The organism is Alphaproteobacteria bacterium (assembly GCA_016722515.1).
GTDB lineage: Bacteria > Pseudomonadota > Alphaproteobacteria > Rickettsiales > JADKJE01 > JADKJE01.
The window spans coordinates 194,747-208,200 of record JADKJE010000001.1 but is presented as its reverse complement, the minus strand read 5'-3'; the positions used below and the strand labels follow the sequence as shown (position 1 = coordinate 208,200).

The 13,454-nt window shown below is 41.1% G+C and carries 13 protein-coding genes and 1 pseudogene; 12 read left to right on the top strand and 2 right to left on the bottom strand.

Going from position 1 to position 13,454, the window contains the following annotated elements; translation table 11 throughout:
- Positions 1 to 7: 7 nt before the first annotated feature.
- The 7 genes and pseudogenes from IPP74_00925 to IPP74_00895 all read left to right on the top strand — a co-directional run bounded on the left by IPP74_00925 (position 8) and on the right by IPP74_00895 (position 5,741).
- Complete coding sequence (locus IPP74_00925) at positions 8 to 502, top strand: DUF2282 domain-containing protein (protein MBL0317864.1); 495 nt, start codon at positions 8 to 10, stop codon at positions 500 to 502.
- Between the two features lie 43 nt (positions 503 to 545).
- Entirely contained in the window at positions 546 to 1,385 is an 840-nt protein-coding gene (locus IPP74_00920) for a DUF692 domain-containing protein (protein ID MBL0317863.1), read from the top strand.
- 401 nt (positions 1,386 to 1,786) lie between these two features.
- Positions 1,787 to 2,518, top strand: coding sequence for a hemagglutinin repeat-containing protein (locus tag IPP74_00915; GenBank protein MBL0317862.1), 732 nt, complete (start codon positions 1,787 to 1,789; stop codon positions 2,516 to 2,518).
- A complete protein-coding gene (locus IPP74_00910) occupies positions 2,403 to 3,590 on the top strand; it encodes a hypothetical protein (GenBank protein ID MBL0317861.1) in 1,188 nt (395 codons plus the stop codon). Before IPP74_00915 ends, IPP74_00910 begins: the two co-directional genes overlap by 116 nt.
- On the top strand, positions 3,587 to 4,045 hold the full coding sequence (locus tag IPP74_00905; protein ID MBL0317860.1) for a hypothetical protein: 459 nt from the start codon (positions 3,587 to 3,589) through the stop codon (positions 4,043 to 4,045). Before IPP74_00910 ends, IPP74_00905 begins: the two co-directional genes overlap by 4 nt.
- A gap of 486 nt (positions 4,046 to 4,531) precedes the next feature.
- Positions 4,532 to 5,575 (top strand): hypothetical protein, encoded by a 1,044-nt coding sequence (locus IPP74_00900; GenBank protein MBL0317859.1) that lies wholly within the window; start codon positions 4,532 to 4,534, stop codon positions 5,573 to 5,575.
- A pseudogene (locus IPP74_00895) lies at positions 5,568 to 5,741 on the top strand (cytotoxin). The gene IPP74_00900 and the pseudogene IPP74_00895 overlap by 8 nt, the downstream one beginning before the upstream one ends.
- Before the next feature lie 636 nt (positions 5,742 to 6,377).
- Here the strand turns inward: IPP74_00895 and dapD are convergent.
- Entirely contained in the window at positions 6,378 to 7,226 is an 849-nt protein-coding gene (gene dapD / locus IPP74_00890; GenBank protein ID MBL0317858.1) for a 2,3,4,5-tetrahydropyridine-2,6-dicarboxylate N-succinyltransferase, read from the bottom strand.
- Positions 7,227 to 7,339: 113 nt separating this feature from the next.
- Here dapD and IPP74_00885 point away from each other — a divergent pair, with 113 nt between their 5' ends.
- The 5 genes from IPP74_00885 to nagZ all read left to right on the top strand — a co-directional run bounded on the left by IPP74_00885 (position 7,340) and on the right by nagZ (position 13,056).
- Positions 7,340 to 8,038, top strand: coding sequence for a zinc-ribbon domain-containing protein (locus IPP74_00885; GenBank protein ID MBL0317857.1), 699 nt, complete (start codon positions 7,340 to 7,342; stop codon positions 8,036 to 8,038).
- A gap of 248 nt (positions 8,039 to 8,286) precedes the next feature.
- Entirely contained in the window at positions 8,287 to 9,225 is a 939-nt protein-coding gene (locus IPP74_00880; GenBank protein ID MBL0317856.1) for a hypothetical protein, read from the top strand.
- Positions 9,226 to 9,326: 101 nt separating this feature from the next.
- The gene (locus tag IPP74_00875) at positions 9,327 to 11,078 is read left to right on the top strand and encodes an arginine--tRNA ligase (GenBank protein ID MBL0317855.1); all 1,752 of its coding nucleotides are present in this window, start codon (positions 9,327 to 9,329) and stop codon (positions 11,076 to 11,078) included.
- Positions 11,079 to 11,093: 15 nt separating this feature from the next.
- Positions 11,094 to 12,023 (top strand): SPOR domain-containing protein, encoded by a 930-nt coding sequence (locus IPP74_00870; protein ID MBL0317854.1) that lies wholly within the window; start codon positions 11,094 to 11,096, stop codon positions 12,021 to 12,023.
- Entirely contained in the window at positions 12,013 to 13,056 is a 1,044-nt protein-coding gene (gene nagZ / locus IPP74_00865; protein MBL0317853.1) for a beta-N-acetylhexosaminidase, read from the top strand. The genes IPP74_00870 and nagZ overlap by 11 nt, the downstream gene beginning before the upstream one ends.
- On the opposite strand, the gene IPP74_00860 is transcribed toward nagZ, so the two are convergent.
- The gene (locus IPP74_00860; protein MBL0317852.1) at positions 13,053 to 13,454 is read right to left on the bottom strand and encodes a biopolymer transporter ExbD; all 402 of its coding nucleotides are present in this window, start codon (positions 13,452 to 13,454) and stop codon (positions 13,053 to 13,055) included. The genes nagZ and IPP74_00860 overlap by 4 nt on opposite strands.

The window sequence follows — 13,454 nt, the reverse complement described above, 5'->3', positions numbered from 1 at the left end:
AACTGTTATGAGCTCACTTAAATTTACATCACTCGTTGCAGCTGGTTTATTTGCTGCTTCTATGGGAACACAGGCTACTGCAGCTGAGAATAATGCTAAAGCAGATAACGCAGGCAAAGAAAAATGCTATGGTATTGCTAAAGCAGGCAAAAATGATTGCGGCGTTCAAGGTAAACATTCTTGCGCTGGTCAAGGTACTGAAAATGGTAGTGGAGCTGATTGGTTGTTTGTTCCAAAAGGCTTGTGCGAAAAAATCGCTAATGGTTCTTTGACTCCTGTTGCTGCAAAAGCAGAAGAGAAAAAAGCTGTTGAAGAGAAAAAAGTAGAAGAGAAAAAAGCTTCTAGCGATAAAAAAGCTGAAGAGAAAAAAGTAGCAGAAGAAAAGAAAGCAGAAGAGAAAAAAGCTGCTGAAGAGAAAAAAGCTGCTGAAGAGAAAAAAGCTGAAGAGAAGAAAGCTGAAGAAAAGAAAGTTGAAGAGAAAAAAGCTGAAGAGAAAAAGTAAGGTGGTTGGTACCGCTGAACATAACCTCTTATTCGGTTATTCGATGCAATCCCCTGTTAAGCCTTTACCTGTTTCATCAGGTATTGGTTTACGGGGGATTCATGTATCTGAAGTGCTGCAATCAAGGCCCAACATACCTTGGCTTGAAGTCCACAGCGAGAATTTTTTTATAGAGGGAGGGCCGCTACTTGCCAATCTGGAGGCTATAGCGCAGCATTATCCGTTGAGCTTTCACGGGGTAGGATTATCACTGGGAAGTGCGTCTGGTCTTGATCTCAATCATTTAGCAACATTAAAAAAATTGGTATGCCATTTTTCTCCAGCGCTTGTTTCTGAACATATTTCATGGAGCCGCGTGGGTGAGACAGTCATGAATGATTTGCTGCCTATTCCCTATACGGAGGAGTCGCTCGCTATTGTTTGTGATCATGTTAACCAGGTTCAGGATTGTTTACGACGCACTCTATTAGTTGAAAACCCTTCCAGCTATATTGCCTATAACCATTCTACTCTTTTAGAGTGGGAATTTATGGCCGAGGTTTCACAAAAAACAGGTTGCGGCATTTTGCTTGATGTCAATAATATCTATGTTAGCAGTCAAAATCATGGGTTTGACGCTTTGACTTATATCCACTATTTAAATCCGGCTATGATTCATGAAATTCATTTGGCAGGCCATCATGTGGAGTTAGTAGAGGGCTATCCGTTACATATTGATACGCATAGCACGCATGTATGCAATGATGTTTGGGAACTTTATGCGCAAACGCTTAAACATACTGGGCCTAAGCCAACGTTAATAGAGTGGGATAGCGAGATTCCATCGCTAAGTGTGTTGATGGACGAGGCAGCAAAGGCGCAGATGATTTTGGAAAATCTCTAAGACAAAGATAAAAATAAAAATGCGTTGCTTGGCACGAGGGGGGGGGAACTATGATCGATAGACCCACTAGCATAGGCATTCTTATTTATAAGTTTATTTCTTTTCCCACTCATAAAAAAGATTTTTCTTGTTTTCATCGGCTACTGATATTTAAAATTACAGATCATTATAAATCAATATGTTATTGATTAAGAAATGTTGATTTTGGTGTCCCGCTGAGATTTGGTATGTTCCTTTGAGTACATACGATCCAAGAAGAACAAGAGCGGTAGCCTTTCATGAAAAAGAAAAACAGGTATTCGCTAACTTACATACAAAAATGAGCCAATCCTCCATTTAACTTCAAATTGAAAATAATTCCTTGTTTTCAACTTTATACCATAGTATACAATTTTCTCTCTGTGGGAAATAGCCATTCACTTGCATTCGGTGTTTATGAAAAAATTGGTTCAAGAATTGCCATAAGCAACGTTGTCAATAATCCTTCCAGCTTATTGCCAAGCTTGTCCATCAGCCTTGGAATATCAAGCAGTTCTTCCAAATATGATCAGACTGGCACCAATCATATGCCGTCAACCATTCAGGCTGGGCATGATTTTATCAGCAGCAGTGGTAATGATACCACTATTAAGGGTGCTACTATTTTGGCACAGAATGTGAATATGGATGTTGGTGGTGATTTACTTGTTTCGTCTGTGCAGAACACGTCAGAAACATCTAAAAGTGAACATAGCGGCGGAATGAGCATTGGTGCCAGCATTAATATTATGGGAGAAGTAACACCAACATTTGGTGCCAACGTCTATAGTGGCAGTGGCAAAGGCCATCGGAACTGGACCGATGATGTCACATCCATCATTGGAACCAACTCCGTTGCGATTGATGTAGGAGGCAAAACCACGATCAATGGTGCCATGATAGCCCAGGCAACACCCCAGGAAGATGGGAGTTATAAGGATGGCGGCAACCTAACCTTAAACACCGGCTCACTTGAAGTAGCCCATTTGGTTGATGAGGATGTATGGCATTATAGTGGTGCTGGCCTTGCTGCAGGTTGGAGCTTTGGCGGCAAAACCGGTAGCGGGCACCAACACGTCCCTACCTTCGTCATTAACCCCTTCTATACGTATTGATGATGATAAGACAATTGGTATAACCCATGCCACGGTTGGTGAAGGAACCATTACGATTAATGGCGAACCAGCAACCACTGATGAACTTAACGATTTAAATCGTGATGTAAATAAAGTTCAGGAAATTGTTAAAGATGAACATAATTCCCTCGACATTGAGATACCGATTGATGGAAAAACTCTATCAATCGCTGTTACCTTTATCGGTGATGCGGCAGCTTCATTTAGTGACAAACTTTCTACGATATTTGACCAAGCCGTTGAACAGGCCGCCGATCAGAATTTCATCGATTCTGAAAGCAAAGATGAAGTCAAAGCTGTAATGGAAGCCTTAAAAAATGGAGAGATCACATCAGAGCAAATCGATAATTGCGATGCGATAAGCTTCAATTTTAAAAATCTATTTATCTCAGAAGCTTATGCTGGCGGTATGTGTCATATCTTACTTAAGAATGGGGCAATTGATGTAGACAAGAACAACGCTTTATTTGGTGACAAGCTTTACAAGACAATTCTTTCAACACCAACTCTTGGTTCTTTATATGTTAATGAATCAGATATCGATTTTGATAATGATTGCAATGCTGATCCCATCTGTAGAGAAGTAAATATAGATGCAAGCATAAAAACACTTGTGACGACGGCATTAGGTATTCCTATTATTATGACAGGAATTGGGCTATTGGGAGAAGCTGGAATAGCCTCAGGTGGATTGATCACTTCTGAAGCTGGAGGCGCTCTTGTGCCCATAGGAGAAGCAGCTTTTGAATTTGGCTCAAGTTCAGTGGTTGCTGGTTATGAGGTAGGAGGAACATCTGGAATGGTGGGGAGTACTTATACAGTAAACATTTGGGGATTATACGCTACTGAAGAAAGTCAGGGACTAGCCGCACTTATAAATTCATATAAGGCAGAAGCTATAGCTAATGGAGCAACCAAAATCAGTATATCTGGTTCATCAATTGTTAACTCACAAATTGCTAATATTAGTTCTGGAGTTGCTGCACGTTTTGGTTTAACTATAGAGCATATTAATCCCACAACAATCATATTAACAGGCGCCCTTCCATGACCCCAAATGCTGATCATGAGAAAATTATTTTATGTGGTATTTTTCGTAGAAAGGGTGGCAATGGCATTTATACGAAAATTTATGATGAGTTAGACTTATTAGCCAAAGAACTTCTTCAAAAACAAGTTCAAGAAACGGATGATGAGAAGCTCGTAATTGCTGGAATTATTAATTCGAGCGAATGGCAACTTATAACAACTAAGAAAATTATCTGGGGCACTCATGGTGTTATCAAAAGTATTAATTTTGAAGAGCTAATTGATGCCTTAGTCGATCTACCCAAACTCATGAAAGATAATGTGAGGCTAGTCGATAATACAGAATTAGTGGTTATAACAAAAGATGGTCAGAGAACAATTCTAAAATTAGAAGCTGGTAAATCATTCTCGGGCATATGGAATATTATCAAATTTATAGGTTTGAGAAATAGACGAGCTGAACAGAAATCTTCCTAGACCTGAACCTAATTATATCTAGTATCTATCAATATCTAAAGACACATCCAAGATCCCATTGAGCATTATTATAATTTTATGTGAAATAAAGTCCTTTCCTGACAACGAATAATACTAACGAAACTCGTTTGCAATATGTCATTAAAATTAGCCACTCAAATATAAGTTAATGTTAGAATGAGGCAGTTGTGTTGAATACCACCCACCGCCAGCCTTTTTTCGGAAATTATTTTCCGACAGTTTTTGCGCTTAAGAAAAACCTTAGGTTTTCTGCGCCTCACGAGATTTCCTCCTGACTTTAGAATGCAGAAAAAAGATGCATTTTTATTCTCAAATACGGTTTTGAGAGTGCCTCATTATATTTTTCCGCACTTGGGAAAAGTCGGTGCGGGATTTTTTAGTCAAGACAATTCAGTGGTTTGGCGATATAGATGTAGCTGAGAGTTGTCACTAATCTACGCATAGCGTAGTTAATCGGTAGAAAAGATGTTCAGATCAAAGACTGTATTTGTAGTTGGTGCAGGTGCCAGTAAGGAAGTGAACCTTCCTGTCGGAGAAGAGCTTAAAAGAAAAATATCTCAGAAAATTGATATTAAATTTGAGAATGGTTTTCAGCAGAGTTCTGGCTGTTATAATATTACAGAGGCATTAAGACGCCATGTTAAACAACCCGATGGGCGGAATGGAGATATAAATCCCTATCTACACTCGGCATGGAAAGTAAAGGATGCACTATCCGTAAATCGCTCTATTGATAATGCACTTCTTTCATTATCTCATGATGATTTAGCGGAAACTTGCGGAAAATTTGGTATTGTAAGCTCAATTCTAGAGGCAGAAAAACATAGCAAATTATTCTATAAGCCAACAGACCGCCAACATCTTAATTTTGATGGCCTTCAGGACACTTGGTATCCTCGTTTTCTCAACATGCTTGCGGAAGAAGTATCTGGTCATGATGCAGCAAGTATTTTTGAAAATGTATCATTCGTTAGTTTCAATTATGATAGATGTATTGAACACTATCTTTATGAAGCATTGCAGAAAAGATTTGCTTTAGATCAGCCCCAAACAAAGAACTTACTTGATTCGCTTACTATATTTCACCCATACGGTAGCATCGGGGCTTTACCTTGGCAAAATACGGACCCATACCAGCATGTACCATATGGTTCAGAACGAAGTGATTTTTTAGCAATTTCTAAAAATATAAAAACCTTCAATGAGAATTTTGAAGATAGTGAAACTATTACAAAACTTCGAGAACGTTTATTTGAAGCTGAAACAATCGTATTTCTAGGTTTTGCATTTCATAAAAAGAATATGGAACTAATATCGCCAGGCAAGAAATGTAAAACAAAAAGAATCTATGCAACAGCACATGGCATATCAAAGAGTGACTGTAATTTTCTTATGCGTGATATCCGAACTGTCTTTCAGATTAATGATGCAAATGCCATTATTGAATTTAGGGATGGCATGAAATGTGCTGAATTATTTGATGAATACTGGCTTAGTTTGACGTGTTAAAACTTCAGGAAGTGGAAGTGGAAAGCAATATTACGAATGGGATAATACACATAATGATATTGAAGTGTACAACAGTCAGGGTGTACATCTGGGCTCCATGGATCCCGTGAAGGGTTCAATATATAAATCACCAGTTCCAGGAAGGAATATCAAAAATAAAATATAGAATATTGCTTAATAATATATTTATTATTAATGACGTGCTCCCAATTGTTGTACCAGTTAGAAGTAGAGTCTTGAGTTCTTTATAACTGCTTTTGGTTTCGCGATCAACACCGCATTGGGCATGCCCAATGCGGTGTTGATCGCGGCGAATTGTGCGGGTGTTGAGGTGCTCCCAATCGTTGTACCAGTTAGAAGTAGAGTCTTGAGTTCTTTATAACTGCTTTTGGTTTCGCGATCAACACCGCGTTGGGTAAGCTCTCAAAAACCATCTTTCATGCCTCGTTCAAGCTACCAGCATCAGGGAAAGATATAACCATATTTAACCACTTATCTGCAGATCAAAAAAAGTTGATCAATCTCTAAAACCTCGTTTCGGGTGTCCCATTGACGAAGACAGGATTCTTATTTATAAGTTTATTTCTTTTCCCACTCATAAAAAAGATTTTTGTCTTTTGCGACGTGGATTGCAACAAATAATTCAGCTTATAGGGCAATCATTCGTACCAGTTAGGTAAACGACTTGCGTTCATCATTTTGATGATGATATGGTTCTGTTAAACTTAGGAATATATTCTCACATTATACCAGGTATATAAGAGCCTTCAACCCTGTAAAAAACAGGGTTGAAGGCTCTTGGTTATTGCTGTGTATAGGATCTCAATAAATCATTAATCGACGTTTTGCTTCGTGTTTTAGCATCCACCCGTTTAACGATGACTGCCGCATATAACGAAGGCTTTGATGGGTCTTTAGCAGGAAGATTCCCTGGAACAACGACCGAATAAGGTGGCACTTTTCCTTGGAAAATTTCGCCGGTTTCCCGGTCATATATTTTTGTTGAAGCGCCAATAAACACGCCCATAGAAACCACAGAACCTTCGCCTATAATAACACCCTCGGCAACTTCACTGCGTGCACCGATAAAGCAGTTATCTTCAATGATCACTGGGTTTGCTTGGAGAGGTTCGAGCACGCCGCCAATTCCAGTTCCTCCAGAAATATGGCAATTTTTGCCAATTTGTGCACAGCTGCCAACGGTTGCCCATGTATCGATCATGGTATTGTCATCCACATACGCACCGAGATTAACAAAGCTTGGCATCAACACCACATCTTTGCCGATGTAGGAACCTCGGCGCACAAACGAACCTGGAACGGCGCGGAATTTTGCCTGGCGAAACCGTTCTTCATCCCAGCCTTCAAATTTAGAAGGCACTTTATCAAACCAGCAGGTTTGATGATTAGCCATGAGAGGACCGCCTTTGATTAATGTCATGTCGTTGAGGCGGAATGAAAGCAGGATCGCTTTTTTGGCCCATTGATTGACTATCCATTCATCATTCTGCTTTTCGGCTATACGAATTTCGCCGTTATCTAATTGTGCCAGGGTTTGGTCAACCGCATTACGGACATCGCCTGCAGTGCTTAGGCTGATTTCTTCTTTGTTGGCCCATGCTTTTTCAATAATGGATTTAAATTCGCTCATACATGTCCTTTCGATAAGTTATTGCTGTTATTTGGAAATGCTCCTATACTAGCGACTAGCTGATTTCTGTAAACTGTTTTTTGGGCTATCGTCACTAATTAAGTGTTTCTGCTATGATTCTTCAATGCGAAAAATGTTTAAAGCGCTTCTTGATCCCCACGCATCTTTTAGGCGATAAGGGACGCAAAGTCCGTTGTGCAGGTTGCAGCCATACCTGGTTTCAAGCCCCCATGGCCGGTGACTCTGAAGAGCGGATGGTGATGGTCCCTGTACCTATGGCCATGGAGGGGGATTCAATTAATCCAACACCGCCACCCATCCCAGAACATTCGTCATTACCAGTGACATCTTCAGAAAAGAAGTCGTTTAGGGTGCTGCCAAAGTGGATTAAGCCAGCATCTTTTGGTTTGATGGTACTGAACCTGGCTTTGGTTTTTGTTTTATATCAGCCATATCTTTTTACGTTAACGTTAGTGCAACCACTTTATTCAGCGTTGGGGATGGCATCCACGCAAAATGTCGGGTTTCAACATGTAACCCTCACTTTAGATAACGAACATAAAGGTGGGGTGGTTATTAATGGCAGTATTTATAACGCCAGTAATAAGCCTGTGATCCTCAAACCCGTTCGCCTCTCTACCATGAGCAAACGTTATAAACGGTTAGGGGAACGGGTTTCTAAAGATTTGGTTGGGGTAAAACTCAAACCGTATGGGTCTTACGACTTTGAAGCCGCTATTCCCGGACTTAGTAATCGGGTGGAGTATGTGGTTCTTGATTTTGGCTCACCTTTTGAGCTATTCTTAAGATAGTAATGCGGAAAGAATAGCTAATATTTTTTAAAGAAGATCGGAAGCTAAACAAGTTATAGCTGAAAAATTAGTGCAGGCGCATCGATAATCGATCATTGTGCTGGTTGATTAGTTGTAGCGTTTTTTAATATTATTTAAGTATTAATGTAATTAAATTGATAGATATTGTTGTTATTAATAATTTATTTTATAAATATAATATAAAATGATAGATGTGTTGTTTAATATTTCGTGTAAAGCAATCTATCATGTCATTTCAGAAATTCGACTATTCAGGGCGGACGCTGCGTTATCGAGGCAAACTGCTACACCAGATTGTTGCTGTGGAAGATTTTATGTCTTCGCAAGGGCCCATTAGGGCTGGATGTGTAGGCGGGTGGGTTGAGACATCAAGGAATCTTAGCCAGCAAGGTGGGTGCTGGATAGCGGATCAGGCGATTGCTATGGACAAATCATTAATATGTGAGGACGCTTATGTGGGGCATAATGCTGTTTTACAGGATTATGTAAAGGTGCATGGCGAGGCCGTGGTGCTGGGGCATTCCCATCTTATGAAATTTGCTCAGGTACAGGGATGTGCAAGGGTTGACGGCGAAGTATTAGTCACCAATTATGCAGAAATCATGGATTATGCGTCTATTTTTGGCCGTGCACATATTTATGGTTATGCTACCATTAAAGACCAGGCGAAAATAGACGGAGAGGTTCATGTTTATGAACATGCTGTTGTGGGTGGAAAAGCTAGGCTTACTGATCATGCCCGTATCCATGGAGATTCAGAGATTCAAGGTTTTGCTTCGGTTAAGGATTTTGCGGATATCGAAGGCCATGCAGCCTTGGAAGGCGAAATAGAAGTGGCAGACCATGCTAAGATTTCGGGCTATGCTAAAATTGCCGACCATGCCTGTGCTAAAGGTAATGCTATTGTCTGTGGTAATGCTATTTTGGCGGGGAATGTAACGGCATCAAGTTCACCTGACCAGATTGCTAATTTACCTTTTTTAATCACGATTACTGATGCTCATATTCAGATTGCAGATGAAATTCATACTCTTGAAGAATGGCAAGTTATTTCGGCTGATGAATTTGATGATTTGTTGCCGGGTGAACATGCGGGCCATTTCTGGGAATCTTATAAAACATTCATCATCGCGCAAGCCCATCAGCATATGCATGTCAGGCGCTAAGTAAACCTTATATTTAAAGCCCCTTGAGGGTTGCATGATCGTGCAGTTTCGATTATTCTGTTGAACATAAACAAGCAGATATAAAGTCATTTCAGGAACATATGGATATTTTTCAGCAGTTACGCCAGGATGTGGTTGGGATTATAGAGAATTTAGGTCGTGATGGTCAAATAACGCAAAACCTTGATACGGCTCATATGACGATAGAGTCCACCCGTGACCTAACGCATGGAGATGTTGCATGCAATGCAGCCATGGTTCTGGCTAAACAAGCCGGTGTTGCGCCTAGGCAACTTGCTGAGATTATTATTGAAGCACTAAAAAAACATCCAGATGTGGTTTCGGCAGAATGTGCTGGGCCCGGATTTATTAATATCAGGTTGTATCCCGTTGTCTGGCAACGGTTGCTTGAACATGTTGTCAGGGTAGGGGGGGAGTATGGGCAAAGTCATACTGGCAATAAGCAGACGATCAATGTTGAATGGGTGTCTGCTAATCCTACCGGGCCTATGCATATTGGCCATGCGCGTGGTGCTGTGTTTGGCGATGCGTTGGTGCGCCTACTGAGCAAAGCGGGTTATCATGTGGTGAGGGAATATTATATCAACGATGCCGGAAGCCAGGTCGAAACACTGGCACGTTCTGCGTTCCTGCGCTACAAGGAAGCGCTGGGCGAAACCATAGAAATTCCTGGAGGGCTATACCCGGGTGAATATTTAAAACCAATTGGTGCGGCACTTGCCTCGGCCTATGGTAAGGAATTGCTTGGTATGGAAGAATCGCAATGGCTGCCAGTCATTAAGCCTTTTGCCATCGACAAAATGATGGAATTAATCCGTAGTGACCTCAAAGACCTTGGCATTGAACATGATATTTTCAGTTCAGAACAGGCACTTCACGATCAGCATAAAATGGATGAAGTAAAAGCCATCCTTGAAGACAAAGGGCTACTTTATAAAGGGGTTTTAGAGCCACCCAAAGGAAAACTCCCTGATGATTGGGAGCCGCGGGATCAGGTATTATTTAAATCAACTCAGTTTGGCGATGATATGGACAGGCCATTACAAAAATCGGATGGCAGTTGGACCTATTTTGCCTCGGATATTGCCTATCACCTTGATAAAATCCAACGTGGTTATAATCACATGATTTTAGAGCTTGGCAGTGATCATAAAGGTTATGTGAAGCGGATGAAAGCCGCCGTATCGGCACTTAGTGACCAGAAAGCTATTCTAGAGGTTAAAACCCATGATCTGGTCAATTTTTTAGAAGATGGAATTCCTGTTAAGATGTCTAAACGCGCAGGCAAGTTTGCAACCGTGCGTGATGTAATTGATGCTGTGGGTAAGGATATTGTTCGCTTTGTCATGTTAACCCGCAAAAATGATGTTGTTTTGGATTTTGATTTAGTCAAAGTTCAGGAACAATCCAAAGATAATCCGGTATTCTATGTCCATTATGCTCATGCGCGTGCGGCATCGGTTTTACGTTTGGCCCAGCATCAATGCCCGGATGCACTTAAAGATATGAAACAGAATATCCATGATGTGGCTGCGCGGGTACAGGATGAAGATTACCTTAGTGTTATCAAACAGATTGCCAGTTTTCCACGGTTGGTAGAGCAGGCGGCAAAAGCATATGAACCACATCGTGTGGCTTTTTATCTGCAAGAATTAGCGGCTTCGTTCCATGCTTTATGGAATAAAGGTAAGGAAGACAATGCATTACGCTTTATCCTGGAAGATAATCCAGCTAAAACAGCCGCTCATCTGGCGGTGGTGCAAGCAGTGAAAGTGACAATTGCTTCCGGACTTGGTATTCTGAACGTAACACCGCTTGAAGAAATGGTATAGGATGATGAGGACTGCATGAATAGAAATAATGATGAAAATTATGAAGTGTTTCAGGAAGAAGAAGAGGTGGTAGAGAAGCAGCCTCTCCCGTTTTTATCGCTTCTGATAGCGGGTGCTAGCGGGTTTGTATTGGGGGCAGGTTTGGTGATGAGTTATCATCATTTTGTAGCGGTACCCAAAGTGATTCCTCTGGCTGAAGTTCCTGTTATTTACCCTGAGCCGACCCCTATCAAAGATGAACCGCAGGAAGAAGGCGGAGCTGAAATTCCCAATCGTGATAAAACGGTTTATAATGTGATCAAAAATAAAGAAGCCGTGGAGTTGGCAGATGACGAAAAGCTTGTACCTCCTCCAGAAGAGCCGATTAAAATGAATAAAGACAATGGCAGCAAGTCTAAAACAGATACTGCATTTAATAAAGATAATACCAGTCAGGATCTGGTGGACAAAACAGATAAAGCGCCTAAAGATATCGTGAATGATCCGGTTGTGACAAAAAGCTCAACAAAGGAAACAGCTAAGGAGGAGTCTAAAGATTCAACCAAAGAGAGTGCTAAGGCTTCCATGAAGGAAAACCCTAAGGCTGAACTTACGCCTGAAGCAAAAACAAAAGCTGACTCTGAAATGACAAAAGAAGCGAGTAAAGAAAAAGAAACTTCAAAAGAAAAAGAAACGTCTAAAGTGGTGCCATCCACTGCTAAGAATTCAAGCAGCCGTATTCAATTGGGTGCGTTCAAATCTGAATCTGAGGCCAGTAGAGTATGGGAGAAAATTCAAAAATCCCATAGCTCTTTGTCTGGCTTAACACCCCATATCTCAAAAGTAGAAACTCAAGGTAAAGGGACTTTATATCGGTTGCAGGTTGGTCCTGTGAGTCTAGAAAAGGCACATAGTATTTGCCAGGAACTTAATACCCATAAAATGGAGTGTTTCATTGCTAAATAACCCTACACCCACCACTCTAACTATCGCAGCGCCTAAAGCTGTCATTGTTGGTCTTGAAGGCGAAATCTTAAACGCGCAGGAAGAAAAACTCTTTAGCGATCATAATCCTCTTGGTTTTATTTTATTTGCCAGGAATGTCAAACATCCTGATCAAGTGAAGCGTTTAGTAAAGCAATTGCGTCACCTATCAGGCAGGCAGGATGCTCCTATCCTGATTGATCAAGAAGGCGGAAGAGTTGCAAGGTTAAGGCCTCCCTATTTTAGAAAAACGTTTCCTGCACAGAAAATAGCGCAATTGGCAGAGAAGCATTTGGAACATGCGAAGGAATCGGCTTATCTGAGCGGAAAACTGATGGGTTTGGAATTAGCCTCACTTGGTATTAATGTGGATTGTGCCCCGGTGGCTGATTTACTCATCGATGGCGCTCATTCGATCATCGGTGATCGGTCTTACGGCAATACGGTTTCGCTGATAGTAGCTCTTGCCGGCGAGGTTGCCAGAGGTTTAGCAGATGCTGGTGTTGTTCCTATTATGAAACATATTCCGGGGCATGGGCGAGCTTTAGTCGATAGCCATGAAGAATTGCCCGAAGTTATTGAAAGTTATGATATACTGGCTCGTCACGATTTTGAAGTGTTTAAGCAATTAAAATTTATTCCATGGGCAATGACAGCCCATGTTGTGTATCGTTGTTTGGATGTGTCGCATCCGGCCACGTTGTCGCCTCGGGTGATTAGGTATATACGTGAAAATCTAGAATATGACGGTGTTATCATCAGTGACGATTTATCGATGAAGGCGTTGACGGGTTCGTTTACGAATAAAGCCCATCAAGCGGTTCAGGCAGGATGTGATTTATTGTTGCACTGTAATGGCAATATGACGGAAATGAGCGAAGTATTAGAAGCAGCACCGTTGCTTGGCATGGAAGCCGCAAGGCGCCTTGAGAATGGTTTTCAATTTATAAAACCTGCTTCTGTATGTGACGTGTTAGAACTGGAAAACAGATTAGCGGAACTGGTTGGGGGCTAAATCGAATCGTCATCGACCAGGGAAACGCTTTTTCCACCCGATTTATTAACGATATCAAGAAGTACTACCAAATCTTGCACGGTAGATTGGTCTCCTGGCTTAATAAGGATGGGGGCCTTTGGATCCGTTTTAAGGGCATACGCTAATGATGTGCTTAATTTATCAAGTGGAAAAAGTGTTTCATGCCAAAGGACCATTTGATTGGGTTTGGCTGTTAAAACAATGGGCATATGATCGACATTGATTTTGGCTTCATTAACGACCGATACATTCATATCAATTGAATTGGCTACATAAAAGGTACAGGTCACCATAAAGAAAATAAGCAGAAGAAACACAATATCGACCATAGAGGTCAGGATAAGGAAGGTATCTCTTGGAGCGGATTTGGCAAACAT

What these genes read in the sequence shown, in the direction of transcription:
- IPP74_00925 (MBL0317864.1), top strand. Translation starts at nt 8, where the DNA reads ATGAGCTCACTTAAATTTACATCACTCGTTGCAGCTGGTTTATTTGCT.
- IPP74_00920 (MBL0317863.1), top strand. Translation starts at nt 546, where the DNA reads ATGCAATCCCCTGTTAAGCCTTTACCTGTTTCATCAGGTATTGGTTTA.
- IPP74_00910 (MBL0317861.1), top strand. Translation starts at nt 2,403, where the DNA reads ATGTATGGCATTATAGTGGTGCTGGCCTTGCTGCAGGTTGGAGCTTTG.
- IPP74_00905 (MBL0317860.1), top strand. Translation starts at nt 3,587, where the DNA reads ATGACCCCAAATGCTGATCATGAGAAAATTATTTTATGTGGTATTTTT.
- IPP74_00900 (MBL0317859.1), top strand. Translation starts at nt 4,532, where the DNA reads ATGTTCAGATCAAAGACTGTATTTGTAGTTGGTGCAGGTGCCAGTAAG.
- dapD (MBL0317858.1), bottom strand. Translation starts at nt 7,226, where the DNA reads ATGAGCGAATTTAAATCCATTATTGAAAAAGCATGGGCCAACAAAGAA.
- IPP74_00885 (MBL0317857.1), top strand. Translation starts at nt 7,340, where the DNA reads ATGATTCTTCAATGCGAAAAATGTTTAAAGCGCTTCTTGATCCCCACG.
- IPP74_00880 (MBL0317856.1), top strand. Translation starts at nt 8,287, where the DNA reads ATGTCATTTCAGAAATTCGACTATTCAGGGCGGACGCTGCGTTATCGA.
- IPP74_00875 (MBL0317855.1), top strand. Translation starts at nt 9,327, where the DNA reads ATGGATATTTTTCAGCAGTTACGCCAGGATGTGGTTGGGATTATAGAG.
- IPP74_00870 (MBL0317854.1), top strand. Translation starts at nt 11,094, where the DNA reads ATGAATAGAAATAATGATGAAAATTATGAAGTGTTTCAGGAAGAAGAA.
- IPP74_00860 (MBL0317852.1), bottom strand. Translation starts at nt 13,454, where the DNA reads ATGTTTGCCAAATCCGCTCCAAGAGATACCTTCCTTATCCTGACCTCT.